21 protein-coding genes and 2 tRNA genes are annotated in these 25,699 nt (G+C 58.3%); 11 read left to right on the forward strand and 12 right to left on the reverse strand.

All coding sequences use genetic code 11. The features are described 5' to 3' along the window. Positions 1 to 58: 58 nt before the first annotated feature. Genes rutG through rutA form a run of 7 tightly spaced genes read right to left on the reverse strand, consistent with a single transcriptional unit; the run spans position 59 to position 5,525 of the window. A complete protein-coding gene (gene rutG, locus IEX01_RS03660; RefSeq protein ID WP_188723277.1) occupies positions 59 to 1,402 on the reverse strand; it encodes a pyrimidine utilization transport protein G in 1,344 nt (447 codons plus the stop codon). Positions 1,403 to 1,429: 27 nt separating this feature from the next. After that, positions 1,430 to 1,924: an NADH-dependent FMN reductase RutF gene (gene rutF, locus IEX01_RS03665; RefSeq protein ID WP_024561844.1), complete on the reverse strand. Its 495-nt coding sequence runs from the start codon at positions 1,922 to 1,924 to the stop codon at positions 1,430 to 1,432. A 9-nt stretch (positions 1,925 to 1,933) separates the two neighbouring features. Next, complete coding sequence (locus IEX01_RS03670; protein ID WP_024556931.1) at positions 1,934 to 2,524, reverse strand: malonic semialdehyde reductase; 591 nt, start codon at positions 2,522 to 2,524, stop codon at positions 1,934 to 1,936. After that, complete coding sequence (rutD, locus tag IEX01_RS03675) at positions 2,521 to 3,330, reverse strand: pyrimidine utilization protein D (RefSeq protein WP_048888438.1); 810 nt, start codon at positions 3,328 to 3,330, stop codon at positions 2,521 to 2,523. Before rutD ends, IEX01_RS03670 begins: the two co-directional genes overlap by 4 nt. Positions 3,331 to 3,333: 3 nt before the next feature. Next, complete coding sequence (rutC, locus tag IEX01_RS03680; protein WP_024556929.1) at positions 3,334 to 3,726, reverse strand: pyrimidine utilization protein C; 393 nt, start codon at positions 3,724 to 3,726, stop codon at positions 3,334 to 3,336. Positions 3,727 to 3,735: 9 nt separating this feature from the next. After that, the gene (gene rutB, locus IEX01_RS03685; RefSeq protein WP_188723278.1) at positions 3,736 to 4,434 is read right to left on the reverse strand and encodes a pyrimidine utilization protein B; all 699 of its coding nucleotides are present in this window, start codon (positions 4,432 to 4,434) and stop codon (positions 3,736 to 3,738) included. Further along, positions 4,434 to 5,525 (reverse strand): pyrimidine utilization protein A, encoded by a 1,092-nt coding sequence (rutA, locus tag IEX01_RS03690; RefSeq protein WP_188723279.1) that lies wholly within the window; start codon positions 5,523 to 5,525, stop codon positions 4,434 to 4,436. The genes rutB and rutA overlap by 1 nt, the downstream gene beginning before the upstream one ends. 274 nt (positions 5,526 to 5,799) lie before the next feature. On the opposite strand from rutA, the gene rutR reads away from it, so the two are divergent. Next, positions 5,800 to 6,438, forward strand: coding sequence for an HTH-type transcriptional regulator RutR (gene rutR, locus IEX01_RS03695; RefSeq protein WP_188723280.1), 639 nt, complete (start codon positions 5,800 to 5,802; stop codon positions 6,436 to 6,438). Here the strand turns inward: rutR and IEX01_RS03700 are convergent. After that, a complete protein-coding gene (locus IEX01_RS03700; RefSeq protein WP_024556925.1) occupies positions 6,435 to 6,827 on the reverse strand; it encodes a lysozyme inhibitor LprI family protein in 393 nt (130 codons plus the stop codon). The genes rutR and IEX01_RS03700 overlap by 4 nt on opposite strands. 58 nt (positions 6,828 to 6,885) lie before the next feature. Then, a complete protein-coding gene (putA, locus tag IEX01_RS03705; RefSeq protein ID WP_188723281.1) occupies positions 6,886 to 10,848 on the reverse strand; it encodes a trifunctional transcriptional regulator/proline dehydrogenase/L-glutamate gamma-semialdehyde dehydrogenase in 3,963 nt (1,320 codons plus the stop codon). 419 nt (positions 10,849 to 11,267) lie between these two features. On the opposite strand from putA, the gene putP reads away from it, so the two are divergent. Together putP and IEX01_RS03715 are read left to right on the forward strand one after the other, a co-directional pair. Further along, positions 11,268 to 12,776, forward strand: a complete 1,509-nt coding sequence (putP, locus tag IEX01_RS03710) for a sodium/proline symporter PutP (protein ID WP_024559453.1) — start codon at positions 11,268 to 11,270, stop codon at positions 12,774 to 12,776. Positions 12,777 to 12,911: 135 nt separating this feature from the next. Continuing rightward, the gene (locus IEX01_RS03715) at positions 12,912 to 13,334 is read left to right on the forward strand and encodes a DUF3574 domain-containing protein (RefSeq protein WP_024559454.1); all 423 of its coding nucleotides are present in this window, start codon (positions 12,912 to 12,914) and stop codon (positions 13,332 to 13,334) included. 30 nt (positions 13,335 to 13,364) lie between these two features. On the opposite strand, the gene IEX01_RS03720 is transcribed toward IEX01_RS03715, so the two are convergent. Next, a complete protein-coding gene (locus tag IEX01_RS03720; protein ID WP_024559455.1) occupies positions 13,365 to 14,549 on the reverse strand; it encodes a NupC/NupG family nucleoside CNT transporter in 1,185 nt (394 codons plus the stop codon). 355 nt (positions 14,550 to 14,904) lie between these two features. Between IEX01_RS03720 and efeU the strand changes: the two genes are divergently transcribed. The 4 genes from efeU (at position 14,905) to phoH (ending at position 19,554) form a co-directional block, all read left to right on the forward strand. Beyond that, positions 14,905 to 15,738, forward strand: coding sequence for an iron uptake transporter permease EfeU (gene efeU / locus IEX01_RS03725; RefSeq protein WP_024559456.1), 834 nt, complete (start codon positions 14,905 to 14,907; stop codon positions 15,736 to 15,738). 56 nt (positions 15,739 to 15,794) lie between these two features. Then, positions 15,795 to 16,922, forward strand: a complete 1,128-nt coding sequence (gene efeO / locus IEX01_RS03730; protein ID WP_188723282.1) for an iron uptake system protein EfeO — start codon at positions 15,795 to 15,797, stop codon at positions 16,920 to 16,922. A gap of 3 nt (positions 16,923 to 16,925) precedes the next feature. Further along, positions 16,926 to 18,212, forward strand: a complete 1,287-nt coding sequence (efeB, locus tag IEX01_RS03735; protein ID WP_188723283.1) for an iron uptake transporter deferrochelatase/peroxidase subunit — start codon at positions 16,926 to 16,928, stop codon at positions 18,210 to 18,212. Positions 18,213 to 18,765: 553 nt separating this feature from the next. Beyond that, a complete protein-coding gene (gene phoH, locus IEX01_RS03740; protein WP_024559459.1) occupies positions 18,766 to 19,554 on the forward strand; it encodes a phosphate starvation-inducible protein PhoH in 789 nt (262 codons plus the stop codon). Positions 19,555 to 19,928: 374 nt separating this feature from the next. On the opposite strand, the gene IEX01_RS03745 is transcribed toward phoH, so the two are convergent. Then, positions 19,929 to 20,016 (reverse strand) — tRNA-Ser (locus tag IEX01_RS03745). Between the two features lie 312 nt (positions 20,017 to 20,328). Between IEX01_RS03745 and IEX01_RS03750 the strand changes: the two genes are divergently transcribed. Then, entirely contained in the window at positions 20,329 to 22,653 is a 2,325-nt protein-coding gene (locus IEX01_RS03750; RefSeq protein WP_188723284.1) for an FdhF/YdeP family oxidoreductase, read from the forward strand. A gap of 335 nt (positions 22,654 to 22,988) precedes the next feature. Here IEX01_RS03750 and IEX01_RS03755 read toward each other — a convergent pair. Then, positions 22,989 to 23,076, reverse strand: a tRNA-Ser gene (locus tag IEX01_RS03755). 200 nt (positions 23,077 to 23,276) lie between these two features. Between IEX01_RS03755 and ghrA the strand changes: the two genes are divergently transcribed. The 3 genes from ghrA to IEX01_RS03770 all read left to right on the forward strand — a co-directional run bounded on the left by ghrA (position 23,277) and on the right by IEX01_RS03770 (position 25,617). After that, positions 23,277 to 24,218, forward strand: coding sequence for a glyoxylate/hydroxypyruvate reductase GhrA (gene ghrA, locus IEX01_RS03760; protein WP_188723285.1), 942 nt, complete (start codon positions 23,277 to 23,279; stop codon positions 24,216 to 24,218). A gap of 88 nt (positions 24,219 to 24,306) precedes the next feature. Then, complete coding sequence (locus IEX01_RS03765) at positions 24,307 to 25,044, forward strand: phosphatase (RefSeq protein ID WP_188723286.1); 738 nt, start codon at positions 24,307 to 24,309, stop codon at positions 25,042 to 25,044. Positions 25,045 to 25,065: 21 nt separating this feature from the next. Then, positions 25,066 to 25,617 (forward strand): TorD/DmsD family molecular chaperone, encoded by a 552-nt coding sequence (locus IEX01_RS03770; protein ID WP_024556652.1) that lies wholly within the window; start codon positions 25,066 to 25,068, stop codon positions 25,615 to 25,617. Positions 25,618 to 25,699 lie beyond the last annotated feature (82 nt).

Consider the following 25,699-nt stretch of genomic DNA (forward strand, 5'->3'; position numbering starts at 1 on the left):
GTTGATAGCTGCCCCAACGCCGCCGGGTTCGCCCGGCGGCTGTTTTTTTATTTATCGCTTATTTTGGGAATGTCTGGCTCACGGTGGGTTCCTGCGGCGTGATATCCGCTGCGAGGACAGTCGGCGGGCGCCGGCTTAAAATCGCGTTAAGTAAAATCGCCCCGAACGTCGCCGTTCCAATGCCGCCAAGCGTAAAGTCGCCTACCCTCAGCGCAAAATCCCCGGCGCCCAGCACCAGCGTGACCGCCACCATAATCAAATTGCCGTTCTGGCTTAAATCCACGCGATGCTGCACCCAGATGCGCGCGCCCGCGACGGCAATCAACCCAAACACCACTATCGACGCGCCGCCAATCACCGGACCGGGAATGGTATGAATCAGCGCGCCGAATTTAGGCGAAAAGCCCAGCAGCATGGCGATGACGGAAGCGGCGACAAACACCAGCGTCGAGTAAACTTTTGTCACCGCCATCACGCCGATATTTTCCGCATAGGTGGTCACGCCGCTGCCGCCCACTGCACCGGAAAGCATTGTCGCCAGCCCGTCGCCGACAAACGCCCGTCCAATGTACGGGTCCATATTCCGCCCGGTCATTCCCGCTACCGCTTTCAGGTGGCCGAGGTTTTCCGCCACCAGGATCACGGCAACGGGCGCGATAAGCATTACCGCCTGGCCGCTAAACGTGGGGGCGGTAAAATGCGGAAGGCCAAACCACGCGGCCTGCGCGACCGGTGAAAAATCCACCGGTTTGCCGAGTCCGAGACCGTTGGTCAGCACGGCGTAAAGGGTCCAGGCCAGAATCAGGCCGATTAAAATCAGCAGACGTTGCACCATGCCCCGGGTAAAAACCGCCACCAGACCAATACAGAGCACGGTCATCACCGCCATCCAACTGTCGAAGCTGCTGGCGGAGACGCTTTTCACCGCGATGGGGGCGAGATTTAAGCCAATCGCCATCACCACGGCGCCGGTCACCACCGGCGGCATCAGCCGTTCAATCCAGCGGGTGCCCGATTTCATCACCACAAAACCAATCAGCGTATAAAGCAGGCCGCAGGCGATAACCCCGCCCAGCGCCACGCTGAGGTTGGGGTTCAGCCCCTGGCCGCTAAAGCCGGTCACGGCAATCACCACACCGACAAACGCAGCGCTCGAACCAAGGTAGCTTGGCACGCGACCGCCGGTCACCAGAAAGAAAAGCAGCGTGCCGATGCCGGAAAGCAGGATGGCGAGGTTCGGGTCAAGCCCCATCAGCAGCGGCATCAGCACCGTGGCGCCGAACATCGCCACCGCATGCTGAACGCCCATGACCACCGTCTGACCGAGTGGGAGCGTTTCGTCCGGGGCCACCACTTCACCCGCTGTATGTTTACGCCATTGAGGAAACCAGGTGTGTGACATGTGAAACTCCTGCGCAGAAGAGGGCGGCTAACAGGCGGGCCGCATCAGTTGGTGGTAACCCCGGTCAAACCACACCAGGCCGTGGGTGTCGTCGTTACGTGCTATTTCCATCACTTCGCAAAACAGAATGTCGTGTGTGCCGACGCTGACGGTCTGGCTTATCCGGCAGTCAAAGGAGACCACGGCGCCTTCAAGCCGCGGGCAGCCGGTGACGCCATAGCGCCACTCGGCGGCGGTAAAGCGCTCCGCCATCGGCGTTTTGCCGCCGAAAAGGTTGGAGAGCGACTCGTGTCCGGCGGCGAGGGTATTAACGCAAAGCTGGCGGTTTTCGCTAAAGACAGGCCATACCGAGGCGGCGCGGTTCAGGCAGACCAGCAGCGTCGGAGGGCTGTCCGTTACGCTGCAAACGGCGGAGGCGGTAAAGCCCGCCATGCCCGCCGGACCATCGGTAGTAATGATGTTGACGGCGGCGCCGAGGCGCGCCATGGCATCGCGAAACTGTTGTTGGCTTGGCACCGACATGACGTTCTCCTATAAAAGCGCGCAGGCATCGTTGAAAGCGAGGCGCGGCAGGCGCGGGTAAACCCGGCTGGCATCGCCGTAGCCAATATTGATCAGCAGATTGCTTTTCCAGGTCATGCCTGCGAAAAACTCCGCGTCTACCTTATCGCGATCAAAGCCGGACATTGGCCCGCAGTCCAGCCCCAGCGCCCGGCAGGCCATTATCAGATAAGCCGCCTGCAGCGAGCTGTTGCGAAACGCCGTCTCTTCGGCAAGCGCCGTGCTTGAGGTAAACCACGAGCGGGCGTCGCCATGGGGGAAAAGCTCAGGCAGTTTGTCGTAAAACTGCGTATCCCAGGCAACCACAACGGTGACCGGAGCAGACAGCGTTTTCTCAAGGTTGCCGGAAGAGAGCGCCGGCTTAAGCCGGGCCTTGCCTTCCGGGGTACGGATAAACAGAAACCGCCCCGGCGAGCAGTTCGCGGAGGTGGGCGCCATCCGCGCCAGCGCATAAATCTCCTGCAATTGTTCGTCGCTGACCCGCCTCTCCAGCCAGGCGTTATGGGTACGCGCCTCGGTAAACAGGGTATCCAGCGCGCTCAGGTTTACGGCTTCACTCATACAGTTTCCTTAGCGACAGGCGGCATCGTCAGGGTCGCCGCCAGAAAGGTTTTTACCAGCTCGTTAAACGCGCCGCTGGCGGTGACGTTGCAGGCGTGCGCTCCCCAGGGCAGCACCTCCAGGCGGCTGTCGGGCAGCGCGTCATGCAGCGCCGCCGAGCAGTTCCAGGGCACCAGCAGGTCATCGCGGGCGCAGATAAGCAGCACGGGCTGGGCAATCGCCTGCGCCGTCTGGCTGAAGTCGGCGGCTTTCAGCGCCGCCAGCCTGCGTTGCAGGTTTTCCGCGCCCTGAAAATGGGCGTTATGCAGCGCTTCTTCCGCTTCCAGGCGCGGCTGGTTGGCCGCCATCCAGTCAGCCGGGTAGAGAAACAGCGGCTGCGCCTCAAGGTACGCCGCCGCGCCGCACTCCCGTAAAAGCCGTTCACGCACCGCAAAACAGCGGCGGGTATGCGGATTAAGACGCAGCCAGCCGTTGATGATGACAAGCGTCGTGACGGCCTGCGGATAATCCAGGGCGAGCTGCATGCAAATATGCCCGCCAAGCGCATGGCCCATGACCCCAAAGCGGGTAATGCCATGGGCGAGCAGCGCGTTATGCAGCTCGCGCGCCATATCCGCCATGCTGTAGCCTTCCGGTAGTGTTGCCGGGTTATTGCCGGTGCCGCGCTGATCGTACAGCACCAGCTGATAGTGCGGCTCAAGCGCGGCGCGCTGGGGCAGCCAGTAGCCACCCGCGCCGCCCAGTCCCGCTATCAGAACCAGCACCGGCGCGTCGGGATAAGGCGCCGGGGTAAGGGTCAGGTTCATGGCTTACCCCTGCTTACCGATGTGCGCAACCGTCGCTATCTCCACCAGCGCGTCGGGTTTCACCAGCCCGCACTGAATGCAGAAGCGCGCAGGCTTATCGCCCGGGAAAAACTCGGCGTAAACCTCGTTAATCGCGGCGTAGTTTTTCCAGTCGGTAATAAAGATCGAGTTGAATGTCACGTCCTCCATCGTCCCGCCCGCGGTTTCGATAACGCTCCGTATCGTCTCCAGCACGTGACGGGTTTGCGCCTTTGGGTCGCCGGGATAAACCACGTTATTGAGCTTGTCGAACGGCAGCGTGCCGGAGACATAAACCACGCCGTCAGCCAGCGTGCCTGGCACAAAAGGGGCGATGGGCGTTGTCGTGCCCGGCGGAATAATGACCTGTTTTGGCATGATGGCTCCTTATGCGATACGGGCGAGGGCAGCGGGGGCGAGCGCGTCGCAGAAGGTAGCGACGTCGCTGACCCAGCCAAAAAACGTTTCAATGTTGAACAGCGCCGCCTGCTGGGCGAACGCCGGGCCCGCCTGGTGGGTGGCGTCGCTCAGCACCACGCCGAAGTACTCCAGGAAAAAGCCGTCGCGCAGCGTCGATTCCACGCACACGTTGGTGGCGATGCCGGTAAACACCAGGTGGCGGATCCCCCGGCTGCGCAGGATGCTGTCGAGCGGCGTGTTGAAAAAGCCGCTGTAGCGCGGTTTCGGCAGCACGATGTCGCCCGGCTGCGGCTGCAGCTCGTCCACAAGTTCATAATCCCAGCCGCCTTTTGCGAGCAGCTTGCCCTGCAGTTCCGGGCGGCTGCGCATCGTTTTCAGCGCGTTAGACTTGTGCCAGTTGGGCGAGCCGGGGCCGCCTGCTTCTACATAGTCGCTGTCCCAGCCGTTCTGGAACCAGATGATGGTCATGCCCGCCTTGCGCGCAGCGGCCACCGCGACGTTGATTTTTTCGATAACCGGTTGCGTGGCGGAAACGTCAAACCCGGCGAGATCCAGATAACCGCCCTGGCTTGCGTAGGCGTTTTGCATATCCACCACAATCAGCGCGCTCTGTTCCGGCGTGAATTCGATAGCTTCCGGGCGAGCTTTCAGCGTCAGGCTTTTCATTACGCCACCTCCCTGGTGATTTGCGGAATATGGGCGCGGCATTGCATCAGCGGCTGGATGCGTTCGCCGAAGGTCTCCACGCCGGTCAGGAAATCATCAAACGTCAGCAGCACGCCTTGCGCGCCCGGCACCGTCGCCACTTCATCCAGCAGCTGCGCTACGGTTGCGTAAGAGCCCACCAGCGTGCCCATGTTGATATTGACGGCCGACGTCGGGTCCGCCATCTGGCGCACATTGGTATCGGCGCCGGAGCGGGTATCTTTCTGGCTCTGCTCGGTAAGCCACGCCAGCGCCTCTTCATCCGCGCCCGCTTTGTAATGCTCCCATTTGGCGCGCGCCGCCTCGTCGGTTTCGTCGGCAATCACCATAAACAGCACGTAAGAGCCGACCTCGCGCCCGGCTTTTTCCGCCGCCGCTTTCATCCGCGCCGCCGTTGGCGCGAACGCGGTGGGGGTGTTAACCCCTTTGCCGAAGCAAAAGTTGTAATCGGCGTGCGCAGCGGAGAACGCCATGCCCGCATCGCTCTGACCGGCGCAAATCACCTTCATCGGTTTTTGCGGCTGCGGGCTGACGCGGCAGTCGTTCATGGTGAAAAAATCGCCTTTGAAATCGCTTTTGCCCGTGCCCCACAGGTCGCGAAGCACCTGCACATATTCGGTGAGGTAGTCGTAGCGGCGGGAGAAGTAGTCATCCCCCGGCCAGAGGCCCATTTGCTCATACTCTGGTTTTTGCCAGCCGGTGACGAGGTTCACGCCGAAGCGCCCGCCGGAGATAGAGTCGATAGTCGAGGCCATGCGCGCCACGATGGCGGGCGGCAGGGTAAGGGTGGCGGCGGTGGCGTAAATCTCAATGCGCGAGGTGACCGCCGCAAGCCCGGCCATCAGGGTGAAGGACTCCAGGTTATGATCCCAGAACTCGGTTTTGCCGCCAAAGCCGCGCAGCTTAATCATCGACAAGGCGAAATCGAAATGGTACTGCTCCGCTTTTTGCACAATCGCCTTGTTTAACTCAAACGTCGGCATGTACTGGGGAGCGTGGGTGGAAATCAGCCAGCCGTTGTTGCCGATAGGAACAAACACACCAATTTTCATCGCGAACCTCATCAAAGTCGGAAAGGGATCTCGCGCGGCGCTGCGTCCTGCATTTTCCGTTAAGCCTCGCTCGAAAGAGGTAGTGCAAGGGGTATGCCAGCTTTAAAAGCTTCATTGTTATCAATACGTTGCTCATTTGTTGAAAATTTAACCGCTAAAAAGTGGACTAAATGGTCAAAAAGGCTGCACAGAAAACAGGCAGCGCTGCGCGATGAGGGTGCAGGCGGCGGGGGGCTTTTGCTATGCTTGAGGCAAAACGCAAAGGAGAGAGCGCATGGCGCAAGGCGCGGTTAAAGAGGTGGGCAGGCGCTCAAAAGCGGTAGCGGCGAAAAAGCAGGCGATTCTGGCCGCAGGGCTCGACTATTTCTCACGGTTCGGCATTCATGGCACCAGCCTTGAGCAGGTGGCTGAAAAAGCGGACGTTTCTAAAACCAATCTTCTCTATTACTACCCGTCGAAAGAGGCGCTCTACGTCGCGGTGCTTAAACAGATCCTGGATATCTGGCTGGCGCCGCTGAAGGCGTTTCGCGCCGACCTGCAACCGCTGGCGGCGATAGGCGAGTACATTCGCCTGAAGCTTGAAGTCTCCCGGGATCACCCGCAGGCCTCGAAGCTGTTTTGCCTGGAAATGCTGCAGGGCGCGCCGCTTTTAATGGCGGAGCTTTCCGGCGACCTGAAAAGCCTGGTGGATGAGAAATCGGCGATTATCGCAGGCTGGGTGGCGAGCGGCAAAATCGGCCCGGTGGACCCGCATCATCTGATCTTTATGATCTGGGCCAGCACGCAGCACTACGCCGATTTCGCCACCCAGGTGGAAGCGGTGACGGGAAAGACGTTACAGGATGAGGCCTTCTTTCGCCAGACCGTGAAAAACGTACAGCGAATGGTGATAGAAGGCATCCGTCCGCGTTAAGGGGCTGGCGGCAGCGGGCAACTCACGTCGCCTTCTTCGCACTGGGTTAACGACTCGAGAAACGCGGCGCGCTCGCGGGTTTTATCCGCCAGGCACTGGCTCTCTATCATCGGCTGCACGTTGCCGCCATTGGCGCCCGAGCTGACAAAGGCGCAGTCGGCGTCGCGCACATTAAGCCAGGCGCTCTGCGCTTTTTTCAGCAAGTCGCGCTGCGCAACGCTTGCGCGGTCCATCACTTTCTTATAGCTGGCGTTCATGGCGGTATCCGCTTGCTGGTAGTCCGCAGCGGCGCAAACGTTGAGATCCGTCTGGGTGGTCGCCTTTTCGCAATTGTCGGCAAGCGCCGGGGCGCTCAGCAAGGCAAGCAGGTAGAGCGGGAGTCGTTTCATGGGGTCTCTCCATAAAAAAAGGCTCCTGAAACAGGAGCCTTGCTAGCGTAGCCAGTTCTTAGCCGATTGTCATCAGGCTGGCGTTGCCGCCCGCCGCCGCGGTGTTGACGCTAAGCGAGCGTTCCACCCACAGCCGCTCCAGCAGCAGGTTAGTTTCCCCGCGCTCGAAGCCCTGCACCGACACAATCGCCCCCTCGCGGCCCGCTACCTGTTCGCACAGCGTACGCAGCTGGTCGGAATCGCCATGGTAGATAACCGCGTCGAAACGCTGGCCCATCAGCTGGTCCGGCTTCGCAAAGTCGATAACCTGCTGCACCGCGCCGGGCAGCTGTTTCGCGAGTTCGCGATGCAGCTTGTCGTCCGGCCACAGAGCACGGCTGCCTGCGCTGGTCGCCGCTGCCAGCTGGACAAGCGCGTCCTGCTCGTTATCCGCCACGCACAGCACGCGCTCGCGCGGCAACAGCGTCCAGGTATTGCGCTCGCCTGTCGGCCCCGGCAGTACGCGCTGCGCGCCGGTCTGCGAAAGCTCGGCGTACTTCTCGCACAGTGCTTTAAAGTCCGGGCGTCCCGCCGCCCACTGGGTGAGCGCCTGATGCGGCTGCGTCAGCGCGTTTTTAAGCTGTGTATCTACCGGATACACCGCATCCTGACGGTTGAAGGTGGTCAGCGCCGCGTGCGGCGGACGGTTCGCCAGCAGGCGGTAGAGGTAAAGCGGACCGCCCGCTTTCGGGCCGGTGCCGGAAAGCCCCTCGCCGCCGAACGGCTGCACGCCCACCACCGCGCCAACCATATTGCGGTTAACGTAGAGGTTGCCGACTTTCGCCGCGCCCGTCACCTGGGCGATAGTTTCATCAATGCGGGTATGCACGCCGAGCGTCAGGCCGTAACCTGCGCGGTTGATCTGCTCAATCAGCCCGTCGAGATTGTTGCGGTTGTAGCGCACCACGTGCAGCACCGGGCCGAAAATCTCTTTTTGCAGCTCGTCAAAGCTTTCCAGTTCGATAAGCGTCGGCATAACAAACGTGCCGGCCTGCCATTCGCGCGCATCAACGCTGTTTTCACGCACCGCCTGGAAGACGTTGCGGCCTTTGGCGCGCATCGCCTGGATATGGCGGTCGATATTGGCTTTCGCTTCAGCGTCGATAACCGGGCCGACGTCGGTGGAGAGGCGGCCTGGGTTGCCCATGCGGCACTCCGCCATGGCGCCTTTGAGCATCGTCAGCGTGTGATCGGCAATATCTTCCTGCAGACAGAGCACGCGCAGGGCGGAGCAGCGCTGGCCGGCGCTGTCGAACGCGGAAGCGACCACATCCACCACCACCTGTTCGGTCAGGGCGGAGGAGTCGACAATCATCGCGTTCAGTCCGCCGGTTTCCGCAATCAGCGGCGTCGGACGGCCCTGCGGGTCAAGGCGGGTGGCGATGTTGCGTTGCAGAAGGGTTGCCACTTCCGTTGAGCCGGTAAACATCACGGCGCGCACGCGCTCATCGCCAGTCAGCTTCGCACCGACCGTTTCGCCGCGCCCAGGCAGCAGTTGCAGCACGCCCGCCGGTACGCCCGCTTCCAGCAAGATATTCACGCCCTGAGCGGCAATCAGCGGCGTTTGCTCCGCCGGTTTCGCCAGCACGCTGTTGCCAGCGGCGAGGGCGGCGGCAATCTGGCCGGTAAAGATAGCGAGCGGGAAGTTCCATGGGCTGATGCAGACCACCGGGCCGAGCGGGCGATGGGTTTCGTTATCGAAATCGTCGCGCACCTGGCCTGCGTAGTAATAGAGGAAATCCACCGCCTCGCGCACTTCCGCGATGGCGTTGCTGAAGGTTTTGCCCGCTTCGCGCACCAGGATGCCGATAAGCGTCTGCATCTGGTCTTCCATCAGCACGGCGGCGCGCTCAAGAATGGCGGCGCGCTCTTGCGGCGGGGTGGCGAACCAGATTGGCGCGCTGTTCACGGCGTTGTCCAGCGCCTGCGAGACTTCCGCGTCGGTGGCTTCACGCACGTAGCCGACGATATCTTTCGGCTCCGCCGGGTTAATCACCGGCGTCAGTTCGCCTGCTTCCACCGCGGTTTCCAGTACCGGCAGCGCCTGCCATTTGTGCGCGGCGCTGTTAAGCAGCGCGGAGGAGAGCGAAGCCAGACGGTGTTCGTTTGAGAGATCAAGCCCCGTCGAGTTAATGCGGCCTTCGCCGTAGAGATTGTGCGGCAGCGGGATTTTCGGGTGCGGCAGGCCCGCTTTCCCTTCCTGCGCTGCCAGTTTTTCCACCGCGGCGACCGGGTCCGCCACCAGCTCATCCAGCGGCAGCGTGGTATCGGCGATGCGGTTGACGAACGAAGTGTTGGCGCCGTTTTCCAGCAGACGACGCACCAGATAGGCGAGCAGGGTTTCATGCGTGCCTACCGGAGCATAAATACGGCACGGCCGGTTCAGCTTGCCGTCCGCCACTTTCCCCACCACCTGCTCGTAGAGCGGCTCGCCCATGCCGTGCAGGCACTGGAATTCATACTGGCCGGGGTAGTAGTTCTGGCCCGCCAGGTTATAAATCGCCGCCAGCGTATGGGCATTATGGGTCGCGAACTGCGGATAAATAAGGTTCGGCACCGCCAGCAGCTTTTTCGCGCAGGCGAGGTAGGAGATATCGGTGTAAACCTTGCGGGTGTAAACCGGGTAGCCTTCAAGGCCTTCCATCTGGGCGCGTTTGATTTCGCTGTCCCAGTAAGCGCCTTTCACCAGACGGATCATCAGGCGACGGCGGCTGCGGGTAGCGAGATCGATTAAGTAATCAATCACAAACGGGCAGCGCTTCTGGTACGCCTGAATAACGAACCCGATGCCGTTCCAGCCCGCCAGCTCCGGCTCGAAGCAGAGTTTTTCCAGCAGGTCGAGGGAGATCTCCAGGCGGTCCGCCTCTTCGGCGTCGATGTTAATGCCGATGTCATACTGGCGCGCCAGCAGGGTAAGCGACTTCAGGCGCGGGTAAAGTTCTTCCATGACGCGGTCATACTGCGCGCGGCTGTAGCGCGGGTGCAGCGCCGAAAGCTTAATGGAGATGCCCGGGCCTTCATAAATGCCGCGGCCGTTAGAGGCTTTACCGATGGCGTGGATCGCCTGCTGGTAAGAGACCATGTAAGCCTGCGCATCGGCGGCGGTCAGCGCCGCTTCGCCGAGCATATCGTAAGAGTAGCGGAATCCTTTTTCTTCGAGCTTGCGGGCGTTGGCCAGCGCCTCGGCGATGGTTTCGCCGGTCACGAACTGCTCGCCCATCAGGCGCATCGCCATGTCCACGCCTTTGCGGATAAGCGGCTCGCCGCTCTTGCCGATGATGCGGTTGAGCGAGCGCGACAGGCTGGCTTCGTTATGGGTGGAGACCAGACGACCCGTAAAGAGCAGCCCCCAGGTGGCGGCGTTAACAAACAGCGAAGGGCTGCGGCCAATGTGAGACTGCCAGTTGCCGTTGCTGATTTTGTCGCGGATCAGCGCGTCGCGGGTCGCTTTATCAGGAATACGCAGCAGCGCCTCGGCAAGGCACATCAGCGCCACCCCTTCCTGAGAAGAGAGCGAGAACTCCTGCAGCAGGCTCTGCACCATGCCCGCGCGCCCGGAAGCGGTCTTCTGGTTGCGCAGCTTCTCTGCAAGCTTATAAGCGAGTTGATGCGTTTGCTCCGCCACCGGCGCAGGCAGGCGCGCTTGTTCAAGCAGCATTGGCACGGCGTCCGTTTCCGCACGGCGGTAAGCGCCGGTGATGGCGGCGCGGTTGACCGACTGCGGCAGGATCTGCTCGGCGAATTCCAGGAAGGGCTGATGCGTCTCTTCCGGTTGGACGATGTTTTCTTCGCTCTCATTGGCCGCCCCCGCCAGCAGGGCAGGCAGCTCCGGCAGCGTATCGTCGCTTTCGAGTCGTTCAAGATAATTGAAAATAGCCTGCTTAATCAGCCAGTGCGGCGTGCGGTCTATTTTGGTTGCGGCGGCTTTGATGCGCTCACGGGTGGCATCATCCAGCTTGACCCCCATGGTAGTGGTGCCCATGCCTTTAGCTCCTGTTTTCTTCGCGTTTTTCTCTGCGGTTAACGTTATCCGGCACTATCCATCATGTTGCAACTTTGTGCAACCATGTTAAATGTGACTTCGCCAGCAAGCTCAAAAATGAATGAAATGTTAAATATGAAATTGCTATGACCGCTCAGACGTCACCCCGCTATAAGCTGATATTCCGGGCCTGGTTAACATTTTTTCGTGGTGCAACCGCTAAAAGCGTGAGCGAGTGCAACCTCCTGCAAAATGGCATTTTTAGCAGAGATGTAATTGTTGTAAATGGTGTGTTAAATCGATTGTGAATGAAAACCGCTTCCGGCAGGATACTGCCGCGAAACGAAAACGACGATAACAGCACCGCTGCGTTCCGGCGGTGACAAGCCGAAACTGGCCAGATTAGACGGAGAAGTGAGATGACAGCGAGTACACCTATGCTGGTGACTTTCCTTGTTTATATCTTTGGGATGATATTAATAGGGTTTATTGCGTGGCGTTCGACCAAAAACTTTGACGATTACATCCTTGGCGGGCGCAGCCTTGGCAGCGTGGTGACGGCGCTGTCGGCAGGGGCGTCTGATATGTCCGGCTGGCTGTTGATGGGCCTGCCTGGCGCCATTTTCCTCTCCGGGATTTCAGAAAGCTGGATTGCCATCGGCCTGACGCTGGGCGCCTGGATCAACTGGAAGCTGGTGGCGGGGCGGTTGCGCGTGCACACCGAGGCGAACAATAACGCGCTAACGTTACCGGATTATTTCACTGGCCGTTTCGAAGATAAAAGCCGCGTGCTGCGCATCATTTCCGCGCTGGTTATCCTGCTGTTCTTCACCATCTACTGCGCCTCCGGCATCGTGGCAGGTGCGCGCCTGTTTGAAAGCACCTTCGGCATGAGCTATGAAACCGCGCTGTGGGCAGGCGCTGCGGCGACCATTCTCTATACCTTTATCGGCGGCTTCCTCGCGGTAAGCTGGACTGACACGGTGCAGGCGAGCCTGATGATTTTCGCTCTGATCCTGACTCCGGTGTTTGTTATCCTCGCCGTCGGCGGCCTGGACGACTCGCTGATGGTTATCAAGCAAAAGAGCATCGAAAACGTCGATATGCTTAAGGGCTTAAACCTGGTGGCGATTATCTCGCTGATGGGCTGGGGGCTTGGCTACTTCGGCCAGCCGCACATTCTGGCGCGCTTTATGGCGGCGGACTCTCATCACACCATTGTTAACGCGCGTCGCATCTCCATGACCTGGATGATCCTCTGCCTTGCAGGCGCCGTAGCGGTGGGCTTCTTCGGCATCGCCTACTTTAACAACCACCCGGAGCAGGCGGCGGCGGTGAACCAGAACGGCGAGCGCGTCTTTATCGAGCTGGCGCAAATTCTCTTTAACCCGTGGATCGCCGGTATTCTGCTCTCCGCTATCCTCGCGGCGGTGATGTCCACCCTGAGCTGCCAGCTGCTGGTCTGCTCAAGCGCGATTACCGAAGATCTCTACAAAGCCTTCCTGCGTAAAAACGCGACGCAAAAAGAGCTGGTATGGGTGGGGCGCCTGATGGTGCTGGTGGTGGCGCTGGTCGCCATTGCGCTGGCGGCGAACCCGGAAAACCGCGTGCTTGGGCTGGTGAGCTACGCCTGGGCGGGCTTCGGCGCCGCATTCGGTCCGGTAGTGCTGTTCTCGGTCATGTGGTCGCGCATGACTCGCAACGGCGCGCTGGCCGGCATGATTATCGGCGCGGTGACCGTTATCGTCTGGAAGCAGTTCGCCTGGCTGAACCTGTATGAAATCATTCCGGGCTTTGTTTTCGCAAGCCTTGGCATCGTGGTCTTTAGTCTGCTGGACAAAGCGCCGTCCGCCACAATGCAGTCCCGCTTTGAAAAAGCGGACGCGGAGTACCACACCGCGCCGCCTTCTAAACTGCAGGCTGATTAAGCCTTCGCATGCAAACCCGCCGAAAGGCGGGTTTTTTCTTTGTAATCAAAAAAATAGTCTAAGGCATCCCTTGCCTGGCGCGGCAAAGTGTTATTTCATCCCGTTTTCCACCCATCACTAAAAGGCAGGGAAAAGATGACTGGCAAAGCGTTGTTGGGCCTTACGCTTGCGGCGTTGCTGACAGGCTGCACGGCGCATTCAGGCGTAGCGGAGCCGGAGCAGGCGTGCGCGGCGCAAAATCGCATGATACAGACCACGCTCTATTTTGGCCTCAGCCGGCCCGCTGGCCCGGCTATCACCAGCAAGGAGTGGCAGGGTTTTGTCGATACCGACGTCACTCCGCGCTTTCGCGATGGCCTGACGGTGTTTGACGCGCGCGGCCAGTGGCTGGGCAGCGATGGCAACGTGGCGCGCGAGCCGAGCAAGGCGCTGGTGCTCATTCATGACCGCAACGACACAAGCGAGCGGGAGATAGAAGCCCTGCGCGCGATATATAAAACCCGTTTTGCGCAGGAGTCCGTTATGCGGGTGGATCAGAACGTCTGCGTTCAGTTTTGAGATAAAGGCGGGGAGAGCCCGCCTTTTTGCTTATAGCACCAGACCTGCGAACGCGGCGGAAAGCAGGCTGACCAGCGTTGCGCCATACACCAGGCGCAAGCCAAAGCGCGAAACCACGTTGCCCTGCGGCTCGTTTAGCCCTTTTATGGCGCCAGCGACGATGCCGATAGAGGCAAAATTGGCAAACGACACCAGAAACACCGAGAGAATGCCAAGACCGCGCGCCGACAGGGTGGCGGCGATTTTTTGCAGTTCAATCATGGCGACAAACTCATTCGCCACAAGCTTGGTGGCCATAATGCCGCCCGCCTTCAGGGCGTCTGCCGCCGGAATGCCAACGAGCCAGGCTAACGGGTAGAACACATAGCCAAGCAGTTGCTGGAAGCTCTGGCCGAACAGCGCCAGGAATAGCGCGTTCACGGCGCTGATAATGGCGATAAAACCAATCAGCATCGCCAGAATAATCATCGCCACCTTAAAGCCCGCCAGAATGTACTCGCCGAGCATTTCAAAAAAGCTCTGGGATTCATGCAGCTTCTCAAGTCTCACTTCCGGTTCATCGTGCGGGCGCGCCGGATTGATGACGGAAAGAATAATAAACGTGCTAAAGAGGTTAAGCACCAATGCCGCGACCACATATTTCGCCTCGATCATCGTCATGTAGGCGCCAACGATAGAGAGCGAAACGGTCGACATGGCTGTCGCCGCCATCGTAAACAGACGGCGTGAAGAGAGATCCGCCAGTACGCCTTTATAAGCGATAAAGTTTTCCGACTGGCCGAGCACCAGCGAACTCACCGCATTGAACGATTCCAGCTTGCCCATGCCGTTGATTTTTGAAAGCAAGGTGCCGATAACGCGAATGAACACCGGCAGGATGCGCCAGTGTTGCAAAATGCCAATCAGCGCCGAGATAAAGACGATAGGGCAGAGCACGCCAAGAAACACAAAGGCGAGGCCTTTCTGGCTCATGCCGCCAAAGACGAAATCGGTGCCTTCAGCTGCAAAATGCAGCAGGGAAGAGAAGCCGCCCGCGACGCTTTGGATCAGCCATAGCCCCGCTTGTGCATGCAAAAAGAACCAGGCGAATGCCGCTTCGATAAGCATAAGCTGAAGAATATAACGAACGCGGATGTTTTTACGGTCAAAGCTTGTAAGCCAGGCAAGCGCCAGGATAGCCGCCGCGGCGAAAATAAAGTGCAGTAGAGTTGTCATGATTACGCAGGTGATTGAAAGAAAAATAGTTAGCCACAGATAAAACGGCCGGTAAACAGCGCGCTAAGCATAATTTCCCGCATCGTTATCTGGCAAACGGAATAAGAGGGGGCGAGAGATAGCCATATCCGGGAGGGTAAATTCGCGCTGGCGGCACAGGGTTTGTACGAGGTTAAACCCTTCTGACAGCCGTATGGTTAAGCAGAGTGATTACTCAACTTCGCAACTTTTACACTTCGTCATAATTCCCGGCACATTTTTCTTGTATTTCTTCTTTTGCTAATGATAATCACTTTCACTCACATTTACCTTTCTTTGCAACAGTTGACCTGATTTCACACTTAAGGGTGCCGGGATGTTTGTTCCATTTCTAATTATGCTGCGCGAAGGGCTGGAAGCTGCGCTCATTGTCAGCCTCATCGCCAGTTACCTGAAGCGCACGCAGCGCGGGCAATGGCTTGGCGTTATGTGGACAGGCGTGTTTCTTGCCGCCGCGCTCTGCCTTGGGCTGGGTATTTTCATCAACGAAACCACTGGCGAGTTCCCGCAAAAAGAGCAGGAGCTGTTTGAAGGCATCGTGGCGGTGATTGCGGTACTGATCCTCACGTATATGGTTTTCTGGATGCGCAAAGTGGCGCGCAACGTAAAAGGGGAGCTGGAGCAGGCGGTAGACAAGGCGCTCAAGCGCGGCGGCAACCAAAGCTGGGCGCTGATCCTGATGGTCTTTTTCGCCGTCGCGCGCGAAGGGCTGGAGTCGGTCTTTTTTCTGCTGGCGGCCTTTGGCCAGGATCTCGGCGTCTGGCCGCCGCTTGGCGCCATGTTAGGGCTGGCGACGGCAGTGGTGCTGGGTTTTCTGCTTTACTGGGGCGGCATCCGGCTCAATCTTGGCGCCTTTTTCAGGTGGACGAGTCTCTTCATTCTGCTGGTGGCGGCGGGTCTGGCGGCGGGCGCCATTCGCGCGTTTCACGAGGCGGGGCTGTGGAACCGCTTTCAGGAGGTGGCTTTCGACTTAAGCCAGGTGCTGAGCACCCATTCGCTCTTCGGCACGCTGCTGGAGTCGGTATTCGGCTACCAGGAAGCGCCAACGGTGAGCGAAGTGGCGGTCTGGCTGATTTACCTGCTGCCCGCACTGGCTATTTTCTTTATGCCGACCCGCGTGGTGGCGCAGCCTTCCGGCAGCGCAAACTGATTATAACAGGCGCGCCGCGCCTTTTTAGTTACAACATACTTTTATAGGGAATGGTCATGACGAGACACTTTCGCCGCAGTGCGCTGCAGTTAACAACGCTTGCGCTCTTATCTTCCGCCTTTGCCGCCAACGCGGCTGATGTTCCACAGGTTAAGGTTACGGTAAACGACAAGCAGTGCGAGCCGATGACGCTTACCGTCAACGCGGGCAAAACCCAGTTCCTGATCCTCAACCACAGCCAGAAAGCGCTGGAGTGGGAGATCCTCAAAGGGGTGATGGTCGTGGAAGAGCGCGAGAACATTGCGCCAGGCTTCAGCCAGAAAATGACGGCGAACCTGGAGCCAGGCGAATACGACATGACCTGCGGCCTGCTGAGCAACCCTAAAGGCAAGCTCATCGTGAAAGCGGCGGGCGGGGCGCAGCCGGCGGCGAAAAGCGATTTGATGTCGCTTGAAGGCGCCATCACCCAGTATAAAGCGTATGTGACCGCCGAAACCGCCGCGCTGGTAAAAGGCACCAAAGCCTTTACCGACGCGGTGAAAGCGGGCGACATCGAAAAGGCGAAATCGCTTTATGCCCCGACGCGCCAGCATTACGAGCGCATTGAGCCCATCGCCGAGCTTTTCTCTGACCTTGACGGCAGCATCGACGCCCGTGAGGACGATTATGAGCAGAAAGCGGCAGACCCGAAATTCACCGGTTTCCACCGTCTGGAGAAAGCGTTGTTTGGCGATAACAGCGTGAAGGGAATGGATACCTACGCCGACCAGCTTTACCGCGACGTTCAGGATCTGCAAAAACGCATCAGCGAGCTCGCTTTCCCACCGGGTAAAGTCGTAGGCGGCGCGGCCGGGCTGATTGAAGAAGTGGCGGCGAGCAAAATCAGCGGCGAAGAAGATCGTTACAGCCACACCGATCTGTGGGACTTCCAGGCGAATGTGGAAGGTTCGCAGAAAATTGTCGAGCTGCTGCGTCCGCAGTTGCAAAAAGACAACGCGGAACTGCTGGCGAAAGTGGACGCCAACTTTAAAAAGGTCAATACCATCCTTACGAAGTACCGCACCAAAGAAGGGTTTGAAACTTACGACAAGCTGACCGACGCCGATCGTAACGCGCTGAAAGGGCCGGTGACGGCGCTGGCTGAAGACCTCTCTCTGCTGCGTGGCGTGCTCGGTCTGGACTAAAGCATGAGCGAAGCGACAAAACACCCGAACGCGCCAGAGCCGGCGCGTCGTCGACTGTTGAAAGGGCTCGGACTGCTTGGCGGGGCGCTGGCCGTTACGGGCGGCTGCCCGGTGGCACACGGCGCTAAGCCTTCAGCGCCGCCGGGCACGCTCTCGCCGGATGGCCGTCAGGAAAAGCAGCCTTTTTACGGCCCGCATCAGGCGGGCATCGTCACGCCGCAGCAAGCCGCCATGATGCTGGTGGCTTTCGATGTGCTGGCCGCGGATAAGGCCGATCTGGAGCGCCTGTTTCGTCTGCTGACGAAGCGTATCGCTTTCTTAACCGAAGGCGGTCCGGCGCCGCAAACGCCCAACCCGCGTATGCCGCCCATGGATTCCGGTATTCTTGGCGATGTTATCGCGCCGGATAACCTGACGATTACCGTTTCAGTCGGTCATTCTCTGTTTGACGAACGCTTCGGGCTGGCGGCGCAGATGCCGAAAAAGCTGCAAAAGATGACGCGTTTTCCGAACGATTCGCTGGACGCGGCGCTGTGCCACGGCGATCTGCTGCTGCAAATTTGCGCCAACACGCAGGATACGGTTATTCACGCGCTGCGCGATATTATCAAGCACACGCCGGATCTCCTGAGCGTGCGCTGGAAGCGGGAAGGGTTTATCTCCGATCACGCGGCGCGCAGCCGGGGTAAAGAAACGCCAATTAATCTGCTCGGCTTCAAGGATGGCACGGCCAATCCGGATACGCAGAATGCCAGACTGATGGAGAGCATCCTGTGGGTGACGCCGGAACAGGGCGAACCCGCCTGGGCGACAGGCGGCAGCTATCAGGCGGTGCGCATCATTCAGTTTCATGTCGAGTTCTGGGACCGCACGCCGCTTAAGGAGCAGCAAACCATCTTTGGGCGCGAAAAGCACAGCGGCGCGCCGCTTGGCATGCAGCATGAGCACGACGTGCCGGACTACGCGAGCGACCCGGACGGCGAGGTTATCGCGCTGGATAGCCATATCAGGCTGGCCAACCCGCGCACGCCGGAAACCCAGTCCAGCCTGATGCTGCGCCGGGGCTACAGCTACTCGCTCGGCGTCACCAATTCCGGTCAGCTTGATATGGGGCTGCTGTTTGTCTGCTATCAGCATGACCTGGAAAAAGGCTTTTTAAGCGTCCAGAAACGGCTAAACGGCGAAGCGCTGGAAGAGTATGTGAAACCCATCGGCGGCGGTTATTTCTTTGCCCTTCCGGGCGTGAGCAATAACGCGCATTATCTTGCCGAAGGGCTGCTGCAGGCCTGACCTTTCTCCCCGCCGTGTCAGGCGGGGACACCTTCTTACATCTTCTGTTTCATTTGTTAACACTTTACTGGCGCAGCCGGGATAAGAATTTTACTATGACTATAGTATTGATACTTTTCTGTAATATTTCTGTGTCATAAAAAATGCATCGTCAGAAAAGCCTTAAAAAGTTAAAAATAAGTAAAATCTATGTTGCGTTTATGAAAAAATTTGATGTACTTAGAGCAGATGCGGTAGTTCCCGGTTGTGAACAGATTTTTCACTATGGAGATCGCGAATGGTAGTGTCCCGTGATGGACTAAAACATAAAACCCCCCGCAAAGCCCGGCGCGGAGATACTACCTCCGGCAAAATCGTCTTCACTTCTTCATCCAGACATTCCACTTCCTCCTCACATTCAACCGACGCAGTAAGCGGTGCGCGTAGCCGTACTACTGCGTCTTTTTCCGGCAATCATGGCTTACAAGGAAGCCAAACCTACGTTGTTCGTGCGCATAATCGCGTCGGCAGTGACGACGCGGGCAATGTAAACCTACTTAACAAGGTGCCATCCATGGGAAGACAGAAAGCAGTGATCAAAGCTCGTCGTGAAGCAAAACGGGTGTTAAGACGGGATTCACGCAGCCACAAGCAGCGTGAAGAGGAGTCGGTCACTTCGCTTGTGCAGATGAGCGGCGTTGAAGCTATTGGCATGGCAAGGGACAGTCGCGATACATCACCAATAGCGGCGCGCAGTGAAGCTCAGGCGCAGTATCTCGAAGCTATTGAGAGTAAACAGCTGATATTCGCCACCGGCGAAGCCGGTTGCGGCAAAACGTTTATCAGCGCGGCGAAGGCGGCTGAGGCCCTGATTCACAAGGATGTCGACAGGATCATTGTTACTCGCCCGGTACTGCAGGCCGATGAAGACCTCGGCTTCCTGCCCGGCGATATTTCTGAGAAGTTCGCGCCTTATTTCCGTCCGGTCTACGATGTTCTGGTGCGCCGCCTTGGCGCCTCGTTCATGCAGTACTGCCTGCGACCGGAAATTGGCAAAGTAGAGATTGCGCCGTTCGCCTATATGCGCGGACGTACATTTGAAAATGCGGTAGTGATTCTGGACGAGGCTCAGAACGTTACCGCTGCGCAGATGAAAATGTTTTTGACCCGCCTCGGGGAGAACGTGACCGTTATCGTCAATGGCGATATTACCCAGTGCGATTTGCCCGCCGGCGTGCAGTCCGGCCTGAGCGATGCGCTGGCGCGTTTCAAAGAGGATGACATGATCGGCGTGGTGCGCTTCACCAAAGACGATTGTGTCCGCTCCGCACTCTGCCAGCGTACGCTCAACGCCTACGATTAACATTGCTGGTGAAAAATGAAAATGAAGGCCCAACGCTGTTGGGCCTTTTTCGTTTCAGCGGCCGGTGAGGGGATAAGTTCAATACAGCATGCTCATCAGGCAAGGCGGGTAAGCGCAGCGTCACCGCCAAAAAACCGAGGCCGATATAAAAGCAAAGAAGCTTGGGCGTAACTCAGGCTTCTTCTTTAAATATGGCGGTGAGGGGGGGATTGACTCGCTGGCGCTCGCCCTACGGGCGGCATGCCCGCAAGCGGTCCTGCCGCCCAGGCGGTAAACCGCCTGTCGACCCCCGGTCGGGGCTTCTCATCCCCCCGGCTCGGCGGGATATAAAAGCAAAGAAGCCTGGGCGTTAACCCAGGCTTCTTCTTTAAATATGGCGGTGAGGGGGGGATTCGAACCCCCGATACGTTGCCGTATACACACTTTCCAGGCGTGCTCCTTCAGCCACTCGGACACCTCACCATATTGTCTGCTGCCCACTCGTCGGGGGCAACGGGGCGCTACTATAGGGGGGAGCATAAAATCGGTCAAGCAGAATTTTTTCTTTCCTAATCGTTCGGTTAAGGGTTAAACGAAATGGCCCTTTGCCAGCAATGCCCGTGAGCGCGCCGGACAGAAACATTCACAAACATCCTCGTAGAGCAAGTAAGCGCAGCGCGCCTGTTCACGTCAGCCTGCGTAAATCAGCGGCGGATAAGCAAGCCTGTGCTTCGCTTATCGTGTTTTCTGTACCAGGCTTAAGACCAAACTATTAGACGGACGATGTGGAGCATTATGAAAGAGCAAAATCGCACTATCGGTATTGCGCCTTATGGCGGCTCAGCAGGCGGTTGGGGAGCATTGAAGGCGGTCGCTGACGCCATACGCGGTCAGATGTCGGTGAAGCAAGACGTCATTGCCTTATTCAAGGTTAACCAGCCGCAGGGGTTTGACTGCCCCGGCTGCGCCTGGCCGGACCCGCAACACGGCTCCTCATTTGAGTTTTGTGAAAACGGCGCCAAGGCGGTTACCTGGGAAGCGACCAGTAAACGCACCACCCCGGAATTTTTCGCCGCGCACACCGTAAGCGAACTGTGGGAGCGTAACGCCTTTGAGCTGGAAGGCGAGGGACGCCTGACGCACCCGATGAAATATGATCCGGCAAGCGACACCTACCAGCCCATCGAGTGGGAAACCGCCTTCACAGAGATTGGCGAACATCTACGACGCTATGACGATCCAGACAGCGTGGAGTTTTACACATCCGGGCGCGCATCGAACGAAGCGGCTTTTCTCTGGCAGCTCTTCGCCCGAGAGTACGGCACTAATAACTTCCCGGACTGCTCGAACATGTGCCACGAGCCGACCAGCGTCGGTTTGCCGGAATCCATCGGCGTGGGTAAAGGCACGGTGGAGCTGGAAGATTTCAATCACTGCGATTTAGTGCTTTGCATCGGACATAATCCGGGCACCAATCATCCGCGCATGCTTGGCACCCTGCGTGAAGTGTCAAAACGCGGCGCGACTATCGTCGCCATCAACCCGCTTCGCGAACGCGGCCTTGAGCGCTTTACCTCGCCGCAAAGCCCTATCGAAATGCTGTCGCTAAGCTCCACGGAACTCGCCTCGACTTATTACAAAGTCCGCGTCGGCGGTGATGCAGCCATGCTGAAAGGCGTAATGAAAATTTTGCTGTCGATGCATGAAGAACGCCTGGCAAAAGGCCAGCCGGGGGTGCTGGATGAAACCTTTATCCGCGAGCACACCGAAGGGTTCGAGGCGTTGAAGGCGGATCTCGATGCGACCGAGTGGGATCATATTCTGAAGGTCTCCGGCATGGAGCGTAAAGAGATCCAGCATGTCGCTCGTCTGTATGCCAATGCCCAGCGCACAATCGTCTGTTACGGGATGGGGATAACGCAGCATCAGTATGGCACCCAGAATGTTCAGCAAATCGCTAACTTACTGCTGCTGCGCGGCAATATCGGTAAAAAAGGCGCCGGCATTTGTCCGCTGCGCGGTCACTCTAATGTGCAGGGCGATCGCACGGTAGGGATCACTGAAATTCCGTCACAAGAGTTGCTCGACAGCATTGAGCGCGTCTTTGGCTTTAAGCCGCCCCAAAAACATGGACACGGCGCGGTAGCGGCTATCCAGGCGATGCGCGATGGCAAAGCCAAAGCGTTACTGTGCCTGGGCGGCAACCTTGCCGAAGCCATTTCTGACCCGCAGGTTACCTTTCCCGCCATGCGCAACCTTGACCTGGTCGTACATATGGCGACTAAGCTTAATCGGTCGCATTTGCTGCTCGGTAAGCATAACTATCTGCTGCCCGTGCTTGGCCGCACCGAGATTGACGAGCAGGCCTCCGGCGCGCAGAGCATTACGGTAGAAGATTCCATGTCGATGGTGCACGCGTCGCGCGGTTCGCTGAAGCCCGCTTCGCCGCACCTGAAATCTGAACCCGCGCTGGTGGCGGGTATTGCGAAAGCGACGCTGCCTGACAGCGTGGTCAACTGGGACAGGCTGGTGGGGGATTACAGCTTTATTCGCGAAAAGATAGAGGCGGTGTTCCCGGCGTTCGCTAACTATAACGAACGCGTGAAAAAGCCAGGCGGTTTCCGGCTGCGCAATGCCGCTTCGGAGCGTGTCTGGAATACGCCAACCGGGAAAGCGCAGTTCAAAGTGATGCAGGGGATTAATGAAGATCCGCGCTCGCTGAAGTGCCATGACCTGGTGCTCACGACGCTTCGTAGTCACGATCAATACAACACAACGCTTTACGGTCTCAACGATCGCTACCGCGGTGTGACAGGGCGGCGGGACGTGTTGTTTATTAACCCGGATGAAGCCGAGAAACGGCAGCTACGCGTTGGCGATCAGGTCAATATCGTCGCTCTCGATCCTGAAGGCAACCCTACGTCGCGCCGGATGCAGAACCTTACCATTGTGGTCATTGATATGGCTCCCGGCTCTGTTGGCGCTTACTACCCGGAAGCGAACGTGCTGGTGCCGCTGGACAGCCACGATACCCGGAGCGGTATTCCGGCTTATAAAAGTATTCCGATTGCGATGGAGAAAGCCGCCGTGCCTGTGGAAACCTCAGGCGCGCAGCGCTAAGCGTAGTCTCTTCCGTTGCGCAGGTGTTTTTACCCTTTCTGCGGGGTGAGGGGCATATGTGAGCACCGCGGTATGTTCCGTTCGCCAACGCGCTGCGCTCATATGTCAGTTTCTATCCTGCGAACGTGTTAAGGGGGCTCGCCGCCGCCCCCTTTGCACGTTCGCGTGAGAAAGCGTGCCATAAAAAGCCCGGGCATAAGCGAACGGAACGATTCACACCGTTTCATATCGCCTACAGATTTAAGGGCAGGCCGTGAACCTTTCTCATCCCCCCGGGTTGGCGCGATATAAAAGCAAAGAAGCCTGGGCGTTAACCCAGGCTTCTTCTTTAAATATGGCGGTGAGGGGGGGATTCGAACCCCCGATACGTTGCCGTATACACACTTTCCAGGCGTGCTCCTTCAGCCACTCGGACACCTCACCATATTGTCTTCCCGATGTGCTCGGGACGGGCGCTAATGTAGGGAAAAGGCTAACGCCAGTCAATACACTTTTCGGAATTTCCGGCGCGTTTACTCAAACTTCCAGCAACATGCTTCTTAAAAAGACAAATTGCCTGTTTTTATGGCAATAGTCTTGCAACTACAACGCTTTCGCGTAATCCTGGAGAAAAAGGAGAAGCCATGGACATCATTTTTTACCATCCCACTTTTGACGCTAACCACTGGATATCTCTGCTGCAACGACAGCTTCCTCAGGCCCGGATACGTGAATGGCGCTCCGGCGATAACGGCCCGGCAGATTACGCGCTGGTCTGGCATCCGCCGGTAGAAATGTTACGCGGGCGCACCGGGCTGAAAGCGGTTTTTGCGCTGGGCGCCGGGGTAGACTCCATCCTCAGCAAATTAAAAAAGGATCCAGACTTGTTGCCCGCAGGCGTGCCGCTGTTCCGGCTCGAAGATACCGGCATGGCGGAGCAAATGCAGGAATATGCAGTAAGCCAGGTGCTGCACTGGTTCCGCCGCTTTGATGATTACCAGGCGTTGAAGCTGCAGGCGAAATGGGAACCGCTGGCTGACTATGAACGTGAAGATTTCACTATCGGCATTCTGGGCGCCGGCGTGCTGGGAGGGAAGGTTGCGGAAAGCCTGGTCGGTTGGGGTTTCCCGGTTCGCTGCTGGAGCCGCAGCCATAAAGATTATTCCGGTGTAAAAAGCTTTGCCGGAAGGGAAGAGCTGAGCGCGTTTGCGAATAATACGCGCGTGTTAATCAACCTGCTGCCCAATACGCCGGAAACGGTGGGCATTATCAACAGCGAATTAGTAAACCAGCTGGCGGATAACGCTTACGTACTTAACCTTGCCCGCGGCATCCATCTGGTAGAAGACGATCTGCTGACGGCGCTGGATAGCGGCAAGCTTAAGGGCGCAATGCTGGATGTTTTCTCCCGCGAACCGCTGCCGGCCGAAAGCCCGCTGTGGCGTCACCCGCGCGTGGCGATCACGCCGCACGTTGCGGCGGTAACCCGCCCGGCGCAGGCGGTGGAGTTTATTTCGTCAACGATTATTCAGCTTGATAAAGGCCAGCATCCCACAGGCCAGGTCGACCTCCAACGCGGCTACTGAACCCGTGCCCGGCCTTCCTGCCGGGCTTTCAGGCTAAACCTCAACGCCGATACCTGCTATCCTTGCGCAAAACTGAAAGGAGAGCGCCATGTATCCCGTTGACCTGCACATGCATACCGTCGCCAGTACCCACGCTTACAGTAACCTTCACGACTATATCGCTGCGGCAAAGCAAAAAAACATTCAGCTGTTCGCTATTACCGATCACGGCCCTGATATGGCCGACGCGCCGCACTACTGGCACTTTATCAACATGCGCATCTGGCCGCGCGTGGTGGATGGCGTTGGCATTCTGCGCGGCATCGAAGCCAATATTAAAAATACCGCAGGCGAGATAGACTGCACCGGCCCGATGCTGGATGCGCTTGATCTGATCGTGGCGGGCTTCCACGAGCCGGTGTTTCCACCGCAGGATAAAGCCGCTCACACCGAGGCGATGATCGCCGCTATGGCGAGCGGCAATGTGCATATCATCAGCCACCCGGGCAACCCGAAGTTCCCGGTCGATATTCCGGCGATAGCTGCCGCCGCCGCGAAATATCAGGTGGCGCTGGAGCTGAATAACTCCTCCTTTACGCATTCGCGCAAGGGTAGCGGACCGAATTGCCGCGCCATTGCCGAAGCGGTGCGCGACGCAGGCGGCTGGCTGGCGCTGGGTTCTGATTCTCATACCGCCTTTACGCTGGGCGATTTTCATGAGTGCCGCAAAATCCTCGACGAGGTGGCGTTTCCCGAAGATCGCATTCTTAACGTCACGCCGCGCCGTTTGCTTAATTTCCTCGAATCCCGCGGTATGGCGCCCATCGTCGAATTTGCCGCCTTTTAATAAACCCAATGGATCTGTTTCATGAATGAATTTTCAATTATCTGCCGCCTGCTTGGCTCCCTCTGGTACCGTGAACCGCAGGACGCGGTGCTTGCCCCGGTCTGGTCACTGATTGCCGAAGGCAAGCTCGCCCAGAGCTGGCCGCTTGAGCAGGATGAGCTGCTGGCGCGTCTACAAAAAAGCTATAACGCGCAAGAGGTGGCGGCGGATTACCGTACGCTCTTTACCGGTGATGATCGCCGCGTATCGCCGCTGCGTTCCGCATGGCAAGAGGGGGCGAAGGAAGAAGAGGTGAGGGCGTTTCTGCGCGAGCGTGGCATGCCGCTTTCCGACGCGCCGGCAGACCACTTTGGCATGCTGCTGCTGGCGGCTTCCTGGCTTGAAGATCAGGCGCAGGATGATGAAAGCGAGGCGCTGGAAACCTTATTCGATAACTATCTGCTGCCCTGGTGCGGCGCTTTCCTGGGCAAGGTGGAAGCGCATGCGGCCAGCGCGTTCTGGCGAACTTTCGCGCAGTTAACCCGCGATGCTATTCAGGCGATGTGGGAAGAGTTGCAGGAAGAGGAAGAATAAGAGAGCCGGGCGGATGCCCGGTTTTTGTGATTAAAGTCACAAATAAAATGTAATTAACAATTTCGATTTACAATTTTTGTGC

It is taken from the genome of Franconibacter daqui (genome assembly GCF_014644275.1).
Lineage (GTDB): Bacteria > Pseudomonadota > Gammaproteobacteria > Enterobacterales > Enterobacteriaceae > Franconibacter > Franconibacter pulveris.